The organism is Streptomyces sp. NRRL F-5630 (assembly GCF_000719475.1).
In the GTDB taxonomy this organism is placed as follows: domain Bacteria; phylum Actinomycetota; class Actinomycetes; order Streptomycetales; family Streptomycetaceae; genus Streptomyces.
This window is the reverse complement of the sequence record NZ_JOGO01000022.1, coordinates 14491-29294: the sequence shown is the minus strand read 5'-3', so window position 1 is coordinate 29294 and position 14804 is coordinate 14491. Positions and strand designations below refer to the sequence as shown.

General features: G+C 72.6%; 12 protein-coding genes. 5 read left to right on the top strand and 7 right to left on the bottom strand.

Annotated elements, in window-relative coordinates:
- Positions 1–4: 4 nt before the first annotated feature.
- Together tal and tkt are read right to left on the bottom strand one after the other, a co-directional pair.
- Positions 5–1123, bottom strand: a complete 1119-nt coding sequence (tal, locus tag IF99_RS0113335) for a transaldolase (protein ID WP_030996656.1) — start codon at positions 1121–1123, stop codon at positions 5–7.
- A gap of 33 nt (positions 1124–1156) precedes the next feature.
- Positions 1157–3259, bottom strand: a complete 2103-nt coding sequence (gene tkt / locus IF99_RS0113330) for a transketolase (RefSeq protein ID WP_030996655.1) — start codon at positions 3257–3259, stop codon at positions 1157–1159.
- A 511-nt stretch (positions 3260–3770) separates the two neighbouring features.
- Here tkt and IF99_RS0113325 point away from each other — a divergent pair.
- The 3 genes from IF99_RS0113325 to IF99_RS0113315 all read left to right on the top strand — a co-directional run bounded on the left by IF99_RS0113325 (position 3771) and on the right by IF99_RS0113315 (position 6526).
- The gene (locus tag IF99_RS0113325) at positions 3771–4712 is read left to right on the top strand and encodes a heme o synthase (RefSeq protein WP_030996654.1); all 942 of its coding nucleotides are present in this window, start codon (positions 3771–3773) and stop codon (positions 4710–4712) included.
- Between the two features lie 110 nt (positions 4713–4822).
- The gene (locus IF99_RS0113320) at positions 4823–5206 is read left to right on the top strand and encodes a hypothetical protein (protein ID WP_030996653.1); all 384 of its coding nucleotides are present in this window, start codon (positions 4823–4825) and stop codon (positions 5204–5206) included.
- 207 nt (positions 5207–5413) lie between these two features.
- Entirely contained in the window at positions 5414–6526 is a 1113-nt protein-coding gene (locus IF99_RS0113315; RefSeq protein WP_030996652.1) for an amidohydrolase, read from the top strand.
- A 7-nt stretch (positions 6527–6533) separates the two neighbouring features.
- Here the strand turns inward: IF99_RS0113315 and IF99_RS0113310 are convergent, their stop codons facing one another.
- The 5 genes from IF99_RS0113310 to IF99_RS0113290 are packed head-to-tail and all read right to left on the bottom strand — an operon-like array spanning position 6534 to position 12335.
- Positions 6534–7568 (bottom strand): COX15/CtaA family protein, encoded by a 1035-nt coding sequence (locus IF99_RS0113310; RefSeq protein WP_030996651.1) that lies wholly within the window; start codon positions 7566–7568, stop codon positions 6534–6536.
- A gap of 25 nt (positions 7569–7593) precedes the next feature.
- Positions 7594–9177, bottom strand: coding sequence for a glycoside hydrolase family 3 protein (locus IF99_RS0113305; protein ID WP_037826875.1), 1584 nt, complete (start codon positions 9175–9177; stop codon positions 7594–7596).
- Positions 9174–10055: a carbohydrate ABC transporter permease gene (locus tag IF99_RS0113300; RefSeq protein WP_030996649.1), complete on the bottom strand. Its 882-nt coding sequence runs from the start codon at positions 10053–10055 to the stop codon at positions 9174–9176. Before IF99_RS0113300 ends, IF99_RS0113305 begins: the two co-directional genes overlap by 4 nt.
- Positions 10052–11041, bottom strand: coding sequence for a carbohydrate ABC transporter permease (locus IF99_RS0113295; protein WP_030996648.1), 990 nt, complete (start codon positions 11039–11041; stop codon positions 10052–10054). The genes IF99_RS0113300 and IF99_RS0113295 overlap by 4 nt, the downstream gene beginning before the upstream one ends.
- Position 11042: 1 nt before the next feature.
- Positions 11043–12335: a sugar ABC transporter substrate-binding protein gene (locus tag IF99_RS0113290; RefSeq protein WP_030996647.1), complete on the bottom strand. Its 1293-nt coding sequence runs from the start codon at positions 12333–12335 to the stop codon at positions 11043–11045.
- 265 nt (positions 12336–12600) lie between these two features.
- Here IF99_RS0113290 and IF99_RS0113285 point away from each other — a divergent pair, with 265 nt between their 5' ends.
- Both IF99_RS0113285 and IF99_RS0113280 read left to right on the top strand, forming a co-directional pair.
- Positions 12601–13518, top strand: coding sequence for a MurR/RpiR family transcriptional regulator (locus IF99_RS0113285; protein ID WP_030996646.1), 918 nt, complete (start codon positions 12601–12603; stop codon positions 13516–13518).
- 100 nt (positions 13519–13618) lie between these two features.
- Entirely contained in the window at positions 13619–14794 is a 1176-nt protein-coding gene (locus tag IF99_RS0113280; RefSeq protein ID WP_030996645.1) for an anhydro-N-acetylmuramic acid kinase, read from the top strand.
- The last annotated feature ends 10 nt before the right edge of the window (positions 14795–14804 follow it).

The following is a 14804-nucleotide window of genomic DNA, read 5'->3' as shown; positions in this document are numbered from 1 at the left end:
GTGATCAGCCCTCCGAGGGGGCGAGGCGCTTGAGCTCCGCCTCGGTCGACTTGAGCAGGTCGTTCCAGGAGACCTCGAACTTGTCGACGCCTTCCCTCTCCAGGAGCTCCACGACCTCGTCGTACGAGATGCCGAACGTGGCGAGCCCGTCGATGACGGCCTGCGCCTCCTCGTACGACCCGGCGATTGTGTTCCCGGTGATCTCGCCGTGGTCGCCCACGGCCTCCAGGGTCGCCTCCGGCATGGTGTTCACCGTGTTCGGCGCGACGAGCGCGTCGACGTACAGCGTGTCGGGCAGCGAGGGGTCCTTGACGCCGGTCGAGGCCCACAGCGGACGCTGCTTGTTCGCGTGCGCCTTGTCGAGGGCGGCCCAGCGCTCGGAGGAGAAGACCTCCTCGTACGCCTGGTAGGCGAGACGCGCGTTGGCGACGGCGGCCTTGCCCTTGGCGGCCTTGGCCTCGTCGGTGCCGATCGCGTCGAGGCGCTTGTCGATCTCGGTGTCGACGCGCGACACGAAGAAGGAGGCCACCGAGTGGATCTCGGAGAGGTCGAGCCCCGCGGCCTTCGCCTTCTCCAGGCCCGCCAGGTAGGCGTCCATCACGAGGCGGTAGCGCTCCAGGGAGAAGATCAGCGTCACGTTGACGCTGATGCCCCGGCCGATGGTCTCGGTGATCGCCGGCAGGCCGGCCTCGGTCGCCGGGATCTTGATGAAGGTGTTGGGGCGGTCGACCAGCCACGCGAGCTGCTTGGCCTCGGCGACCGTGGCCCGGGTGTTGTGGGCGAGCCGCGGGTCCACCTCGATCGAGACCCGGCCGTCGGTGCCGCCGCTCGCGTCGAAGACGGGGCGCAGCACGTCGGCGGCGTCACGGACGTCGGCGGTGGTGATCATGCGGATCGCCTCCTCCACCGTGACGCGGCGCGCGGCGAGGTCGGTGACCTGGGTGTCGTAGCCGTCGCCCTGCGAGATCGCCTTCTGGAAGATCGACGGGTTGGTCGTGACCCCGACGACGTGCCGGTCGTCGATCAGCTCGCTCAGGTTGCCGGACGTGATGCGCTTGCGCGACAGGTCGTCCAGCCAGATCGCGACGCCTTCGTCGGAGAGGCGCTTGAGTGCGTCTGTCATGGGAATTGCATCTCCTTAGAGTGTCTGTTCGCGTCAGCGCCGGGCGGCGTCGAGGGATTCCCGCGCGGCGGCGGCGACCGCCTCGCCGGTGAAGCCGTACTCGCGGAAGAGCAGCTTGCCGTCCGCCGAGGCACCGAAGTGCTCCAGCGAGACGATGCGGCCCGCGTCGCCCACGAAGCGGTGCCAGGTCAGGCCGATACCGGCCTCGACCGCGACCCGCGCCGTGACGGCGGCCGGCAGCACCGACTCCCGGTACCCCGCGTCCTGCTCCTCGAACCACTCGACCGAGGGCATCGACACGACGCGCGCGGCGACCCCCTGGGCGCGGAGCAGTTCCCGCGCCTCGACGGCGAGCTGGACCTCGGAGCCGGTGCCGATGAGGACGACGTCCGGAGTGACCGTCCGCCCCTCGGCGTCCTCGGCGTCGAGCAGCACGTAGCCGCCCTTCGCCGCGTCCTCGTTCGGCGCGTACGTGGGCACGCCCTGGCGGGTGAGGATCAGCGCGTGCGGGTGGCCCTCGCCGTACACCTTCGTGTAGCGGCGCAGGATCTCCCGCCAGGCGAGGGCGGTCTCGTTCGCGTCGGCCGGACGGACCACGTGGAGGCCCGGGATGGCGCGCAGCGAGGCGACGTGCTCGACCGGCTGGTGGGTCGGGCCGTCCTCGCCGAGGCCGATCGAGTCGTGCGTGAAGACGTAGGTGACCGGCAGCGTCATGAGCGCGGACAGGCGGACCGCGTTGCGCATGTAGTCGGAGAACGTCAGGAACGTTCCGCCGAAGGCGCGCGTGTTGCCGTGCAGCGTGATGCCGTTCAGCTCGGCGGCCATCGCGTGCTCGCGGATGCCGAAGTGCACCGTGCGGCCGTACGGGTCGGCCTCGGGGAGCGGGTTGCCCTCGGGGAGGAACGACGACGTCTTGTCGATCGTCGTGTTGTTCGAGCCCGCGAGGTCGGCGGAGCCGCCCCACAGCTCGGGGATCACCGGGCCGAGCGCCTGGAGGACCTTGCCGGAGGCGGCGCGCGTGGCGAGCGAGGTGCCGGTCTCGAAGACGGGGAGGTGCTCCTCCCAGCCCTCGGGCAGCTCGGTCGCGGCGACGCGGTCGAAGCGCGCGGCGTGCTCGGGGTGGGCGGCACGCCAGTCGGCGAAGCTCTTCTCCCACTCCGCGCGCTGCGCCTTGCCGCGCTCCAGGGCCCGGCGCGTGTGCGCGAGGACCTCGTCCGCGACGTCGAAGTGCTTCTCGGGGTCGAAGCCGAGCACGCGCTTCGTCGCGGCGACCTCCTCCTCGCCGAGCGCCGAGCCGTGCGCGGCCTCGGTGTTCTGCGCGTGGGGCGCCGGCCAGGCGATGATCGAGCGCATCGCGATGAAGGAGGGGCGCTCCGTCTCGGCCTTCGCCGCCTGGATCGCGGCGTAGAGCGCGGCCGGGTCCAGGTCGCCGTCGGCCTTCGGCTCGACGCGCTGCACGTGCCAGCCGTACGCCTCGTACCGCTTGGTGGTCTCCTCGGAGACCGCAGTCTCGGTGTCGCCCTCGATCGAGATGTGGTTGTCGTCCCACAGCAGGATCAGGTTGCCGAGCTTCTGGTGCCCGGCGAGCGAGGACGCCTCGGCGGAGATGCCCTCCTGGAGGCAGCCGTCCCCGGCGATCGCGTAGATGTGGTGGTCGAACGGGGAGGTGCCCCGCGGCGCCTCGGGGTCGAAGAGCCCCCGCTCGTAGCGCGCGGCCATCGCCATGCCCACGGCGTTGGCGACGCCCTGGCCGAGCGGTCCGGTCGTCGTCTCGACGCCCTTGGTGTGCCCGTACTCCGGGTGCCCGGGGGTCTTCGAGCCCCAGGTGCGGAAGGCCTCCAGGTCCGCGAGCTCCAGGCCGAAACCGGCCAGGTAGAGCTGCGTGTAGAGCGTGAGCGAGGAATGTCCCGCGGACAGCACGAATCGGTCGCGCCCGGTCCAGTCCGGGTCGGACGGGTCGTGCCGCATCACCTTCTGGAAGAGGGTGTACGCGGCCGGGGCCAGGCTCATCGCCGTACCGGGATGGCCGTTGCCGACCTTCTGCACGGCGTCCGCGGCCAGTACACGCGCGGTGTCTACGGCCCGCTGATCCAGTTCGGTCCACTCGAAATCTGTGGTGGTCGGCTTGGTGCTCACCCTGAGTCAGGGCTCCTCTCCACATGTCGAATGCCGGTGACTTTGCGTACACCGGACGGCGTCGAGCCTACCCCTGGAAACGTCCGCGTCTCCGCGCCTGATTCCCAGGGTGCCGAAGACGGGCCCGTTCCGCCTCCCGAAGGCCCACAACCCTTGTCCCGCCTGCCCGGAAAGCCTCCGTGGCACACCGCGACATCTGTGCCGGAGCACGCTCATTCCAGCGCCCGCACGTGCGCCCCCGCGCTCATCCGCGCCGGGCCTCGCGGAGCGCGACCGAGCGTCACCGAAGGGGCCGCTCCGTACGCGTGCGGACGGTGCGGCGGGACCCGTTCCCCGCCGCCGGGGGAGCCCGCTCGCACACGCGCGCGGGGCGCCCAACACGAGCGACCCCCGCGAAGGGGCGAAGAGAGGGGCCGTCTAGAGTGGCGTGGTACGCGTGAGCCCCCCTTTCCGGCGCCAATCCGGACACTCTTGTGGGCTCGCTTGAGAAAAGTCTCTGTCAGGGGTGTGCGTGACGGCCGTTGAATCCCGTCCAGCGGGAGCGCTCGGGACGAGCACGGGCCGGCGGCCGACCGGGGCCCGGCTCAAGGGCTTCGTGGCGCTGACCAAACCGCGGATCATCGAGTTGCTGCTCATCACGACCGTCCCGGTCATGTTCCTCGCGGAACAGGGTGTGCCCGATCTGTGGCTCGTCTTCGTGACGTGCTTGGGCGGCTACCTCTCCGCGGGCGGCGCCAACGCGCTCAACATGTGGTACGACCGCGACATCGATGCCCTGATGGACCGGACCTCGCAGCGCCCCCTGGTCACGGGGCTCATCTCGCCGCGCGAGGGCCTCGCCTTCGGCCTCGGCCTCGCGGTGGTCTCCACGCTGTGGTTCGGCCTCCTCGTCAACTGGCTCTCGGCCGCCCTCTCGCTCGGCGCGGTCCTCCTGTACGTCGTCGGCTACACGATGATCCTCAAGCGCCGCACCGCGCAGAACATCGTGTGGGGCGGGATCGCGGGCTGCATGCCGGTCCTCATCGGCTGGTCCGCCGTGACGAACTCGGTCTCCTGGGCCGCCGTCATCCTCTTCCTCGTCATCTTCTTCTGGACGCCGCCGCACTACTGGCCGCTGTCGATGCGGGTCAAGGACGACTACGCCCGCGTCAACGTGCCGATGCTCCCGGTCATCGCGGGGAACAAGGTCGTCGCCCGGCAGATCGTGCTCTACAGCTGGGTCATGGTCGGGGTCTCGCTCCTGCTCACGGTGCTCGGCTACACCGGCTGGTTCTACACGGTCGTCGCCCTCCTGTCCGGCGGCTACTGGCTGTGGGAGGCACACGGGCTCCTCCACCGCGCCAAGGGCGAGATCACGGGCGCGAAGCTCAAGGAGATGCGCCTCTTCCACTGGTCGATCACGTACGTGTCGATCCTCTTCGTCGCCGTCGCGATCGACCCGTTCCTGCGCTGAACCCGCGCGCGTACGGCGGTACGCGCCACGGTGCCTCGGCCCCGTCGTCCTCCTCCGGACGGCGGGGCCTCTTGTCATACCGGGGCCTACTCGTGGGTAGCATGCCTGGCATGGCAGACAACACCGAGCAGAGCGCCGAGCCCACCGCCGCCGGGAGTCCCGCGAGTCCCGCGAGCGCCGCCGACAAGCGGCGGGCCGCGCGCCGGGAGCGCAGGGCCGCGAGGCTCGCCAAGCAGATCGGCGCCTTCGCCCGCCGCCACGGCGGTGCCGAGGGGCAGCTCGCCTACGTCGGGCAGCGCGGCACCCGCATCGTCCTCGTCGGCGAGGACGGGGGCTGGGGCGACCTCTTCGCGCACGACGCGGCGGTCGCGCGGGACGCGGTCGGGCGGGCCGGGATCACCCTGCACGACGCCTTCGACGGGGACCTGGCGGCGAAGGTGCGGACGGGACCGTACGAATGGAAGCGGATGGCGGGAATCCAGGTCGGCGGCTGAGCCCGTCCGCGAGAAGGCCACCTCCCGGGCTCCCGGACTCCGCCCCGGACCCCCGCTCCCCGCGCGCCCGAGGGGCTGGGCGTCGGCCGGGTTCGCGGGGCGGCTGAAAACCACGTGTCCGGCGACACCCGCGGAGCCCGCGCCGCGTTAGACCCCGAGACGGCCGCTCCGGACAGTCCGGGGGGCAGGACGTGGCCGGGGGCCCGGATGATCGAAACGCCGCCGCTGGTGGACCAGTACTGCCAGGGTGTCCGCCGTGAGGAGCTGGGCCTCGGGACGTTCGAGGCCCTGCTCGGTCCCGGGGGCGGGGCGCCCGCCGCAGGGACCACCTTCTTCGACACGCAGACGGGCTTCGCGCTGCGCCGCTGGTGCCCGCCGCTGCTCGGCCTCGCCCCGCACAGCCCGCCCGCCCACTACCTCGCCAGGCGCAGGGAGTTGGGGGCGCTGGAGACGGAGCGGCGCCTGCTGCGCGGCAGCGGCACGGATACGTACCTCGTGGACACCGGGCCGCCCCTGGGCCTCACCCCGCCGGGCGAGCTCGCGGCGACCGCCGACGCGCGCGCCCGCGAGATCGTGCGGCTCGAACAGCTCGCCGAGCAGACCGCCGACACCTCGGGCAGCGTCGCGTCCTTCCTGCGCCACCTCGCCGAGTCCGTGCACGGCGCCGCCGCGACCGCCGTCGCCTTCGCCTCCGTGACCCCGCCCCTGCGCCGCGTCCCGCTGCTCCCCGAGCCGCCCTCTCCCGCCGAGGTGGGGGCCGCGGCGGGCGCCTGGCTCGCCGCCCGGCAGCGCCCGCCCGGCAGCGCGGGCCCCCTCGACGCGGCGGGGCCGCCTCCGCTGCTCGGGGCGCACCTGCTGTGGCTCGCGCTCTCCTCGGGCCGGCCGCTCCAGCTCCACACCGGCGAGGCTCCGCCCGAACCGGGCGCGCTCGCCGCCTTCGCCGCCGCCACGGCCGGGCTCGGCACCCCGCTCGTCCTGCTCCCCGGCTACCCCTACCACCGTCCCGCCGCCCGCCTCGCGGGCCTGCACGCGCACGTCCACGTGGACCTGGGACCCGCGCTCAGCGGCACGGGGGCACGGGCCGCCGGGCTCCTCGCGGAGTTCCTGGAACTCGCGCCCTTCGGGAAGCTCCTCTACTCCAGCGGCGCGCGCGGTCTGCCCGAACTCCACGTCGTCGCGGCCCGGCAGTTCCGTGAGGCGCTGGGGCGCGTACTCGGGGCGTGGGTCGTCGAAGGCGCGTGGAGCGCCCGCGACGGGGAACGGGTCGCGGGGCTGCTCGCGGCGGGGAACGCCCGGCGGGTCTACGGACTGGAGGAGTGACCAGGCCCTACGCCGCCGTCAGCTGCGAGGTGCCCGTCGTGTCCTGGCGCGGCAGCGGCTCGCCGCCCGGCTCTTCGAGGGGGCGTTCGCGCAGGGCGAGGAGGACGCGCAGAGCGCCGATCCAGACCAGCGTCGAGCCCAGCATGTGGGCGCCGACGAGCAGTTCGGGCAGGTCCGTGAGGTACTGCACGTAGCCGATGGCGCCCTGGGCCATGAGGACCAGGAAGAGGACGCCCGTCTTGGCGCGCGGCCCCGCGGGCGCGTCGACCGCCTTCAAGACGCCCCACAGGGCGGCCGTCAGCAGGCACGTGGCCCAGGCGAGGGCCGCGTGGACGCGGGCGGTGCCCGTCCAGCCGCCGAGCCACTCCAGGGACATGCGCGGCACGTCCTTGGAGTCGCCCGCGTGCGGACCGGTCCCCGTGACGAGGGTGCCCACCGCGATGAGGAGCGCCGTCACGACGACGAGGACCCACGCGAGGCGGACGACCTTGGGCCCGGCGAGCGGGCGCGGAGCCGCGTCGCCCTCGCGGCTGCGCTGCCACATGAGCGCGGCGATCGCGATGAGCGCCGAGGAGAGCAGGAAGTGCGCGGCGACCGTGTACGGGTTGAGGCCGACGAGCACGACGATCCCGCCGAGGACCGCGTTGCCCATCACGAGCCAGAACTGCGCCCAGCCGAGCCGCGTGAGCGCGCGGCGGCGCGGCTTCGCCGCGCGCGCGGCGATGATCGCCCAGCCGACGGCGGCGCACAGCACGTAAGTCAGCATCCGGTTGCCGAACTCGATGACCCCGTGGACCCCCATCTCGCGGGTCGTCGTGAGCGAGGTGTCCGTGCACCGCGGCCAGGTCGGGCAGCCGAGCCCGGACCCGGTGAGCCGCACCGCGCCGCCGGTCACGACGATGACCACGGTCATCATCAGGGCGAGCAGCGCGGCCCGCTCCACGGTCCGCCGGCGCGGCGTGTAGCGGGCGGCGATGAAGGCGAGCGGATTGCGCGCGGCCTCGGCGAGGTGCGCGGCGGTCATTTTCGGCACGGCGCTCATGCTAGGCGGTCGCTTGTGCACGGATTCACGTGGGTCGCGTCCCGGGTGGCCCGGTACGTCCTCCCGCGCCCGTCAGCAGGTCCGCGAGGGCGGTGGCGTTGGGGCGCGCGTCGCCGTACGTGAAGACGATCCGCCGGGCGCGCGGCAGGTCGTCGGGCCCGGCGGGCCAGCCGAGGCACACGACGAGCGCGTCCGGGTGGGCGTCGAGGAGCGCGTCGAGCGCCTTCGCCTGCTCGGGGTCGGCGTGCGGGGTGGCGACGAGGACGACGTCGGCGGCGTCCGGCAGCGTCGGCCCGCCCGCCGCCTCCTCGGTGACGCGTCCCTCGGTCGCCGCCCCGCGCGCGAAGACCGTCGCGAGCGTCGAGCCGGGCAGCCGGGCGAGGAGCGTGTCGGCGACGTGGTCGCCGAGCCAGCCGCTCGCGATGTTGCGGCGGCGGCGCGCGTCCACGAGGCGCACGGGGCCGCGCAGGGAGCCCGCGACCTCGCCGCGCACGCTCAGCGCCAGACGCGCGGCGGTCGCGCTCGCCTCGTGGCCCGCGGCGAGCACCGCCTCGTCCACCGGGGCGGTGCGGCGCCGGGCGCTCCACGCCGCCAGGTCCCGCACCCGCGCGGCCGCCTCCTCCAGGCGGGCGCGGGGCAGGCGCCCGTCCGCGACGGCCGCGAGGACCGCGTCGAGCGCCGTGCGGAAGTCGCGCTCCCCGTCGTCGCTGTCGGCGGCGTCACCGCCGAGCGGCATCCCCGGGTTCCCGAGGCAGACGAGGTCGACACCGGCCGCGAGCGTGCGGACGACGCCCTCGGCGAAGCCGACGGTGCGGCTGATGGCGCGCATGTCAATCGCGTCCGAGACGACGACCCCGGTGAAGCCGAGGTCCTCGCGCAGCAGGCGCAGGAGGGCCGGGCTCAGGGTCGCGGGCACGTCGTCGAGGGCGGGGAAGACGATGTGCGCGGTCATGACCGCCTTCGCGCCCGCGGCGACGGCGGCGGCGAAGGGGACGAGTTCACGGGTGCGCAGGGTCTCGGGGCTCACGTCGACGACCGCGAGTCCCGCGTGCGTGTCGGTCCTCGTGTCGCCGTGGCCCGGGTAGTGCTTGGCGCACGCGGCGACGCCCTCGGCCTGCGCGCCCTCGACGAACGCGGCGACGTGCCGCCCCACGAGGTGCGGGTCCGCGCCGTAGGAGCGCACGCCGATGACGGGGTTGGCCGGGTCGGCGTTGACGTCGGCGACGGGGCCGAGGACGAGGTCGGCGCCGTACGCCCGTACCTCCTGCGCGATCGACCGCGCGACGGCGGCGGTCAGCGCGGGGTCGTCGGCGTGCCCGAGGCTCGCGGCCCCGGCGTGCGGGGAGCCCTCGGCGACGTGCAGGCGCGTGACGGCGCCGCCCTCCTCGTCGAGGGCGATGAGCACGTCCCCGGCCGCGTGCAGGCGCGCCGCGAGCGCGGCCGTCTCCGCGCGGCCCGTGATGTTGTGCCCGAACCAGCAGACCGAGCCGAGGCCCTCGCCGATCGCGGTGAGCAGCCACGCGGGCGGCCCGCTCCTCCCCGTCCCGCCGAAGCCCGGCATGAGGACGGTGTGCGCGAGGCGGCGCACCGCCTGGTCGGCCCGGGTCACTTCACCGCTCCGGAGACGAGGCCGGAGGTCAGCCGGCGCTGGGCGAGCACGAAGACGACCATGACCGGGATCGTCACGAGCGTGGACGCGGCCATGAGGCCGCCCCAGTCGTTGGTGTTCTTGCCGAGGAACTGCTCCAGGCCCACCCCCACGGTCATCCTGTTCTCGTCCGACATGAAGGTCAGCGCGAAGGTGAACTCCTCCCACGCCATGACGAAGGCGAAGGCGCTCGTCGCGATGAGCCCCGGGGTCACGAGCGGCAGCAGCACGGAGCGGAACATCCGCCACCACGAGGCGCCGTCCACGTACGCGGCCTCCTCGACCTCGACCGGGACCGCCGCGACGAAGCCGCGCAGGTTCCAGATCGCGAAGGGCAGCGAGAAGGCGGTGTAGACGATCGCGAGCCCGAGGAGCGAGTTGAGCATCTGGAGGTCCTTCATCTGAAGGAACAGCGGGATGACCAGGGCCTCGGCGGGGAGCATCTGCACGACGAGGATCAGGACCATGATCGTCGTGCGCATCCGGAAGCGGAAGCGGGCCATCGCGACCGCGCCGAGCAGCGCGAGCAGGCCCGAGGCGACGACCGTGATGAGCGTGACGAGCGCCGAGTTCAGCATGAACGTGCCGAAACCGCCGTCGCCCAGGGCCTCCGTGAAGTGCGTGAAGGTGAAATGGGTCGGGAAGAGGCTGTCGGTGCCGGAGCTCGCACGGCCGTTGAGGGCCGTCGAGAGCATGAACCAGACGGGGAAGAGGGTGAAGACCAGCAGGGCGGCGACCGCCACGTACTTGCCGGTCTTCGCCCAGCCGCGCCCCGGGGCCTTCGCCCCGGCGGGACCGGCTGTCTTCGGGGGCCGCGGGACGGCGAGCTGAGCGCTCATCGCAGCTCATCCTCCTTGAACAGCATCCGCAGGTACACCGCGGTGATCAGCAGCAGGACAGCGGTGAGCAGGACGGCGATCGCCGCGCCGAGCCCGTACTCGTTCTGGGTGATGGCCTTCATGTACGACCACACGCCGAGGTTGAGGATCTCCGGGTTGGTCCCGGAGCCGCCCGGCATGAGGTAGATCTGCGTGAAGACCTTGAAGTCCCAGATGGTGGAGAGGATCGTCACGACGGCGAAGGCCGGGCGCAGCACCGGGAAGGTGATGTGCCAGAAGCGCTGCCACGCGCTCGCCCCGTCGAGCCGCCCCGCCTCGTGCAGCTCCGGCGGCACCGTGGTGAGCGCGGCGAAGAGCGTGATGGCGATGAAGGGGAAGCCGTGGTGGATGACGTTCAGCTCGGCGATCCCGTAGAACGAGAGCCGCTCGGTGAACCAGTTGAAGCCGTCCGGGCCGAGGATGCCGACGTCCTGGAGGACGCGCCGGACGAGGCCCGAGTCCGGGTCGAAGATCCACACCCACACGTAGGTCCCGGTGACGGCGGGCATCGCCCAGGCGACGAGCGAGGAGCCGATGACGACGGCGCGCAGCCGGGGGCCGAGGTTCTGCAGCAGCAGCGCGACGAGCGTGCCGAGGACGATCGTGCCGAGCACCGCGAAGACGGCGAAGAGGACGGTGTTGGGCAGGACCGTCTTCCACAGGTACGAACCGCCGAGGACCTCGCGGTAGTTGTCGAACCCGACGAAGCGGGGCTTGCCGGAGATGATCTCCTTGAGCCCGTACGTCTGGAAGGACAGGTAGACGACCCGGATGATCGGGTAGAGCAGCAGGATCGCGATGACGAGGAGCGGCGCGGCGAGCAGCAGCCAGGGGCGCAGCCGCTTCACCAGTTGCGGCCTGCGCGGCGCGGGCGGGCGCGCGCCCGGCAGCTCCGCCGCGGGGGCGGGCTGGGCCGGACGCGCGCCCGAGAGGGCGACGTTCCCCACGTCACTTCTCCTGGAGCGTCTTGGTGACGGAGTCGGACGCGGTCTTGGCGGCCTTGTCGACCGAGGTGCCGGTCAGGATCGACTGGACCATCTGCGGGATGGTCTTGTTGCCCTCGACGGTGCCCCAGCCCGGGGCGCTCGGCGGGGTCTTGCCGGCCTTGAGCATCGTCTCGGCGAAGGGCTTGACGAGCGGGTCGGTGCTCTCGGCGAAGGGCTTGAGCGCCGAGTCGGTGCTCGGGAAGTAGCCCGCCTGGTCGGCCCAGTCCTTGGCGAGCTTGCTCGTCGTCATCATGTTGACGAACTGCCAGGCGAGGTCCTGGTTCTTGCTCGTCTTGAGGATGGCGAGGTTGGAGCCGCCGAGGACGGCCGGGTTGATGCCGCCGTCCTTGCCGGGGATCGGGAAGGCGCCGATCTTGTCCTTGAGTGAGGGGTCGCCCGCGATCGCCGTCTTCGGGGTCCAGTTGCCCTGGATCACCATGGCCGACTTGCCCTTGACGAAGGAGTCGAGGACGTCGGTCTCGCGCCAGGTGGTGGCGCCGACGCTGGAGGACTTGTCCTTGAGCGCGAGGCCCGTGTAGAAGTCCAGGCCCGCCTTCGACTCCTTCGAGTCGAGGCCGCCGGTCCACTTGCCGCCCTGCTCGGTGGCCAGTTCGCCGCCCGCGCCCCACACGAAGGGGACCGTCGCGTACGCCGCGTCGCCCGCGATGGGCAGCGGCATGAGCTTCGGCTCCTCCTTCTTCAGCGTCTTGACGGTCTGCTCCAGCTCGTCCCAGTTCTTCGGGACCGACAGCTTGTGCTTCTCGAAGACGTCCTTGCGGTAGACGATGGCCCGCACGCCCGCGTACCAGCCGACGCCGTACTGCTTGCCGTCGTAGGTGGCCGATTCCTTGAGCGCCGGAACGAGGTCCTTGCCGAGGCCGGACTTGTCGAGCTTCGCGGTGACGTCGGTGAGACCGCCGGCCGCGGCGAACTCGGGGGTCCACGTCGTGCCGATCTCGGACACGTCGGGGCCGTCGCCGGAGGCGAAGGCGCGGACCAGGCGGTCGTGGGCGTCGGCCCACTGGATCTCCTGGACCTTGAGGCTCGCGCCCGTGCGCTTCTTGAACTCCTTCTTCGCGGCGGCGTAGAAGGTCGAGGCGTCCGGGTTGGTGCCCTTCATGACCCACCAGGTCAGCGTCTTGCCGCCCTTCGAGTCCGAGGAGGAGCCACCGGAACTTCCGTCGTTCCCGCAGGCGGTCAGCACCAGGGCGGAGGCGGCGAGGGCGGCGACGCCTGCCGTGCGTATGAGTCTCATCGAGGTGTGTCTCCCTTGACGCGGCGAGAGGGCGGGCTCTGGCGGAAGCCGGTGAGGACGGGTCTGCCACGGGCACGGGGAAGTCCCCCGAAACCGGGCGTGCCCGGGGGCTGCCCCCTCGAACGACCGCATATGAGCTGCGGTGATGCGCCAAGTATGGAGAGGGGTAACGAGCGCGTCAATAAGTAACAGTCGATGTGATGCGAGCGTTAGTTTTTGACATGGAGGCGGTTACGCTGACCCCCACAGCCACCAGGAGGAATCCATGAGCGAACGGCCCCGGCACGCCCCGGAGTCCGCCGAGCAGGCGGGGCGGGCGGCGGACGTACTGGTACGTATCCGGGCGGCCGTGCCGACGCTCCAGCCCGCCGAACAGCGCGTCGCCGCCGCGGTCCTGGACGATCCCGCCGCCGCCGCGCGCATGTCGTCGACGCACCTCGCGGGCCAGGCGCACACCTCCGTCACGACCGTCATGCGCTTCTGCCGTGCCATCGGGCTGCGCAACTACCCCCAGCTGCGGATCGCGCTCGCCTCGGCCGCCGCGCGCGAGGACGTGCGCAAGAAGGACTCGCAGTGGGCGACGAAGGGGGACATCAGCGAGGAGGACTCGCTCGCCCAAGTCGTCGACAAGATCATCTACAACGAGTCGGGGACCTTGGAGGACACCAGGGCCCAGCTCGATCTCGACGTCCTCGGGCGGGCCGTGGACGCGGTGGCGCGGGCGCGGCGCATCGACATCTTCGGGCTCGGGGCGAGCGGTTTCGTCGGCGGGGACCTCCACCAGAAGCTGCACCGCATCGGGCACATGGCCTTCGTCTGGACGGACGGCCACGCGGCGCTGACCGCGAGCGCGCTGCTCGGCGAGGAGGACGTGGCGATCGGGATCTCGCACACGGGCTCCACCGTCGACACCCTGGAGCCCCTGCAGGCGGCGGGGGAGCGGGGGGCGACGACGATCGCGCTGACGAACTTCGCGCGCTCGCCGATGGCCGAGTGCGCGGACCTGGTGCTCACGACGGCGGTGCGCGAGATGCCCTTCCGGTCGGGGGCGACCGCCTCCCGGATAGCGCAACTGGCCGTGGTGGACTGCCTTTTCGTGGGAGTGGCGCAGAAGTCGTACGCGGAATCGACGGCGGCGCTGGCGCGGACGTACGGCGCCGTGAGGCATCTGCGCGGCCGGTAGCGCGGCGTCGCGCCGGGGGCTGATGAGGCGCTGTCCCCGAACCCCCGCTCCGCGGACGCCGGAGGGGCTGTTCTTCGGTACAGGTGGTGGGAGAGAACTGATGATTGTTGTCGGGTTGATGTCCGGGACGTCCATGGACGGGCTCGATGTCGCCGTCGCCGAGCTGAGCCTGGGGGAGGACGGGACCCTCACTCTCGTGCCGCTCGCCGCCGAGGAGCATCCCTGGTCCCCCGGGATGCGCGCGCGGTTGCTCGCCGTCCTGCCCCCGGCGCGCGTCTCCCTCGGGGACGTGTGCGAGCTGGACACGCTCGTCGGGCGGGAGAGCGCCGCCGTCGTCCGCGATGTCGTGCGGCGGTACGGGGGCGACCTCGTCGGCTCGCACGGGCAGACCGTCTTCCACTGGGTGGACCCGGAGGGCCGGGCGCGCGGGACGCTGCAACTCGGGCAGCCCGCGTGGATCGCCGAGGAGACCGGGCTGCCCGTGGTCTCCGACATCCGCGCCCGGGACATCGCCGCCGGTGGGCAGGGGGCGCCGCTCGCGAGCACGCTCGACGCGCTGTGGCTCGCCGCCGCGCCCGGGACGAGGCGCGTGGCGCTCAACCTGGGCGGCATCGCCAACGTCACCGTGGTCGGGGCCCCGGGCGAACCGGTGACCGCCTTCGACACCGGCCCGGCGAACTGCCTGCTCGACGCGGCGGCCGCGCGCCTGAGCGGGGGACGGCTCGCGAGTGACCTCGACGGCCGCATGGCGCGCGCGGGCGCGGTCCGCGCGGATCTGCTCGGCCGCCTGCGCGAGGAGCCGTACTACCGCCTTGCCGCGCCGAAGTCGACCGGGCGCGAACTCTTCACGACGGAGTACGTGGCGGGACGGCTCGCCGGGCTGCCCGAGGTGGCCCCCGAGGACCTGATGGCGACGCTCACGGAACTCACCGCGGTGACGGTCGCCGACGCGGTGCGCCCGTACGCGCCGAGCGAGGTGGTCGCCTCGGGCGGCGGCGTGCGCAACCCGGCCCTGCTGGACCGGCTCCGGGCGCACCTGGCGCCCGCGACGCTGACCACGAGCGACACGTACGGGCTGCCCGCCGGGGACAAGGAGGCGTACCTCATGACGCTCCTCGCCTTCCTGAGCTGGCACCAGATCCCGGGCGTCGCCCCCGGCGCGACCGGCTCCGCCGCCCCGCGCGTCCTCGGCCGCCTCTCACCCGGAACGGGCCCGCTGCGCCTGCCGGAGCCGGGGAGGGCACCGAAGCGGCTGGTGGTCGTCCCGGCCGGGTGAGGGCCGCGGG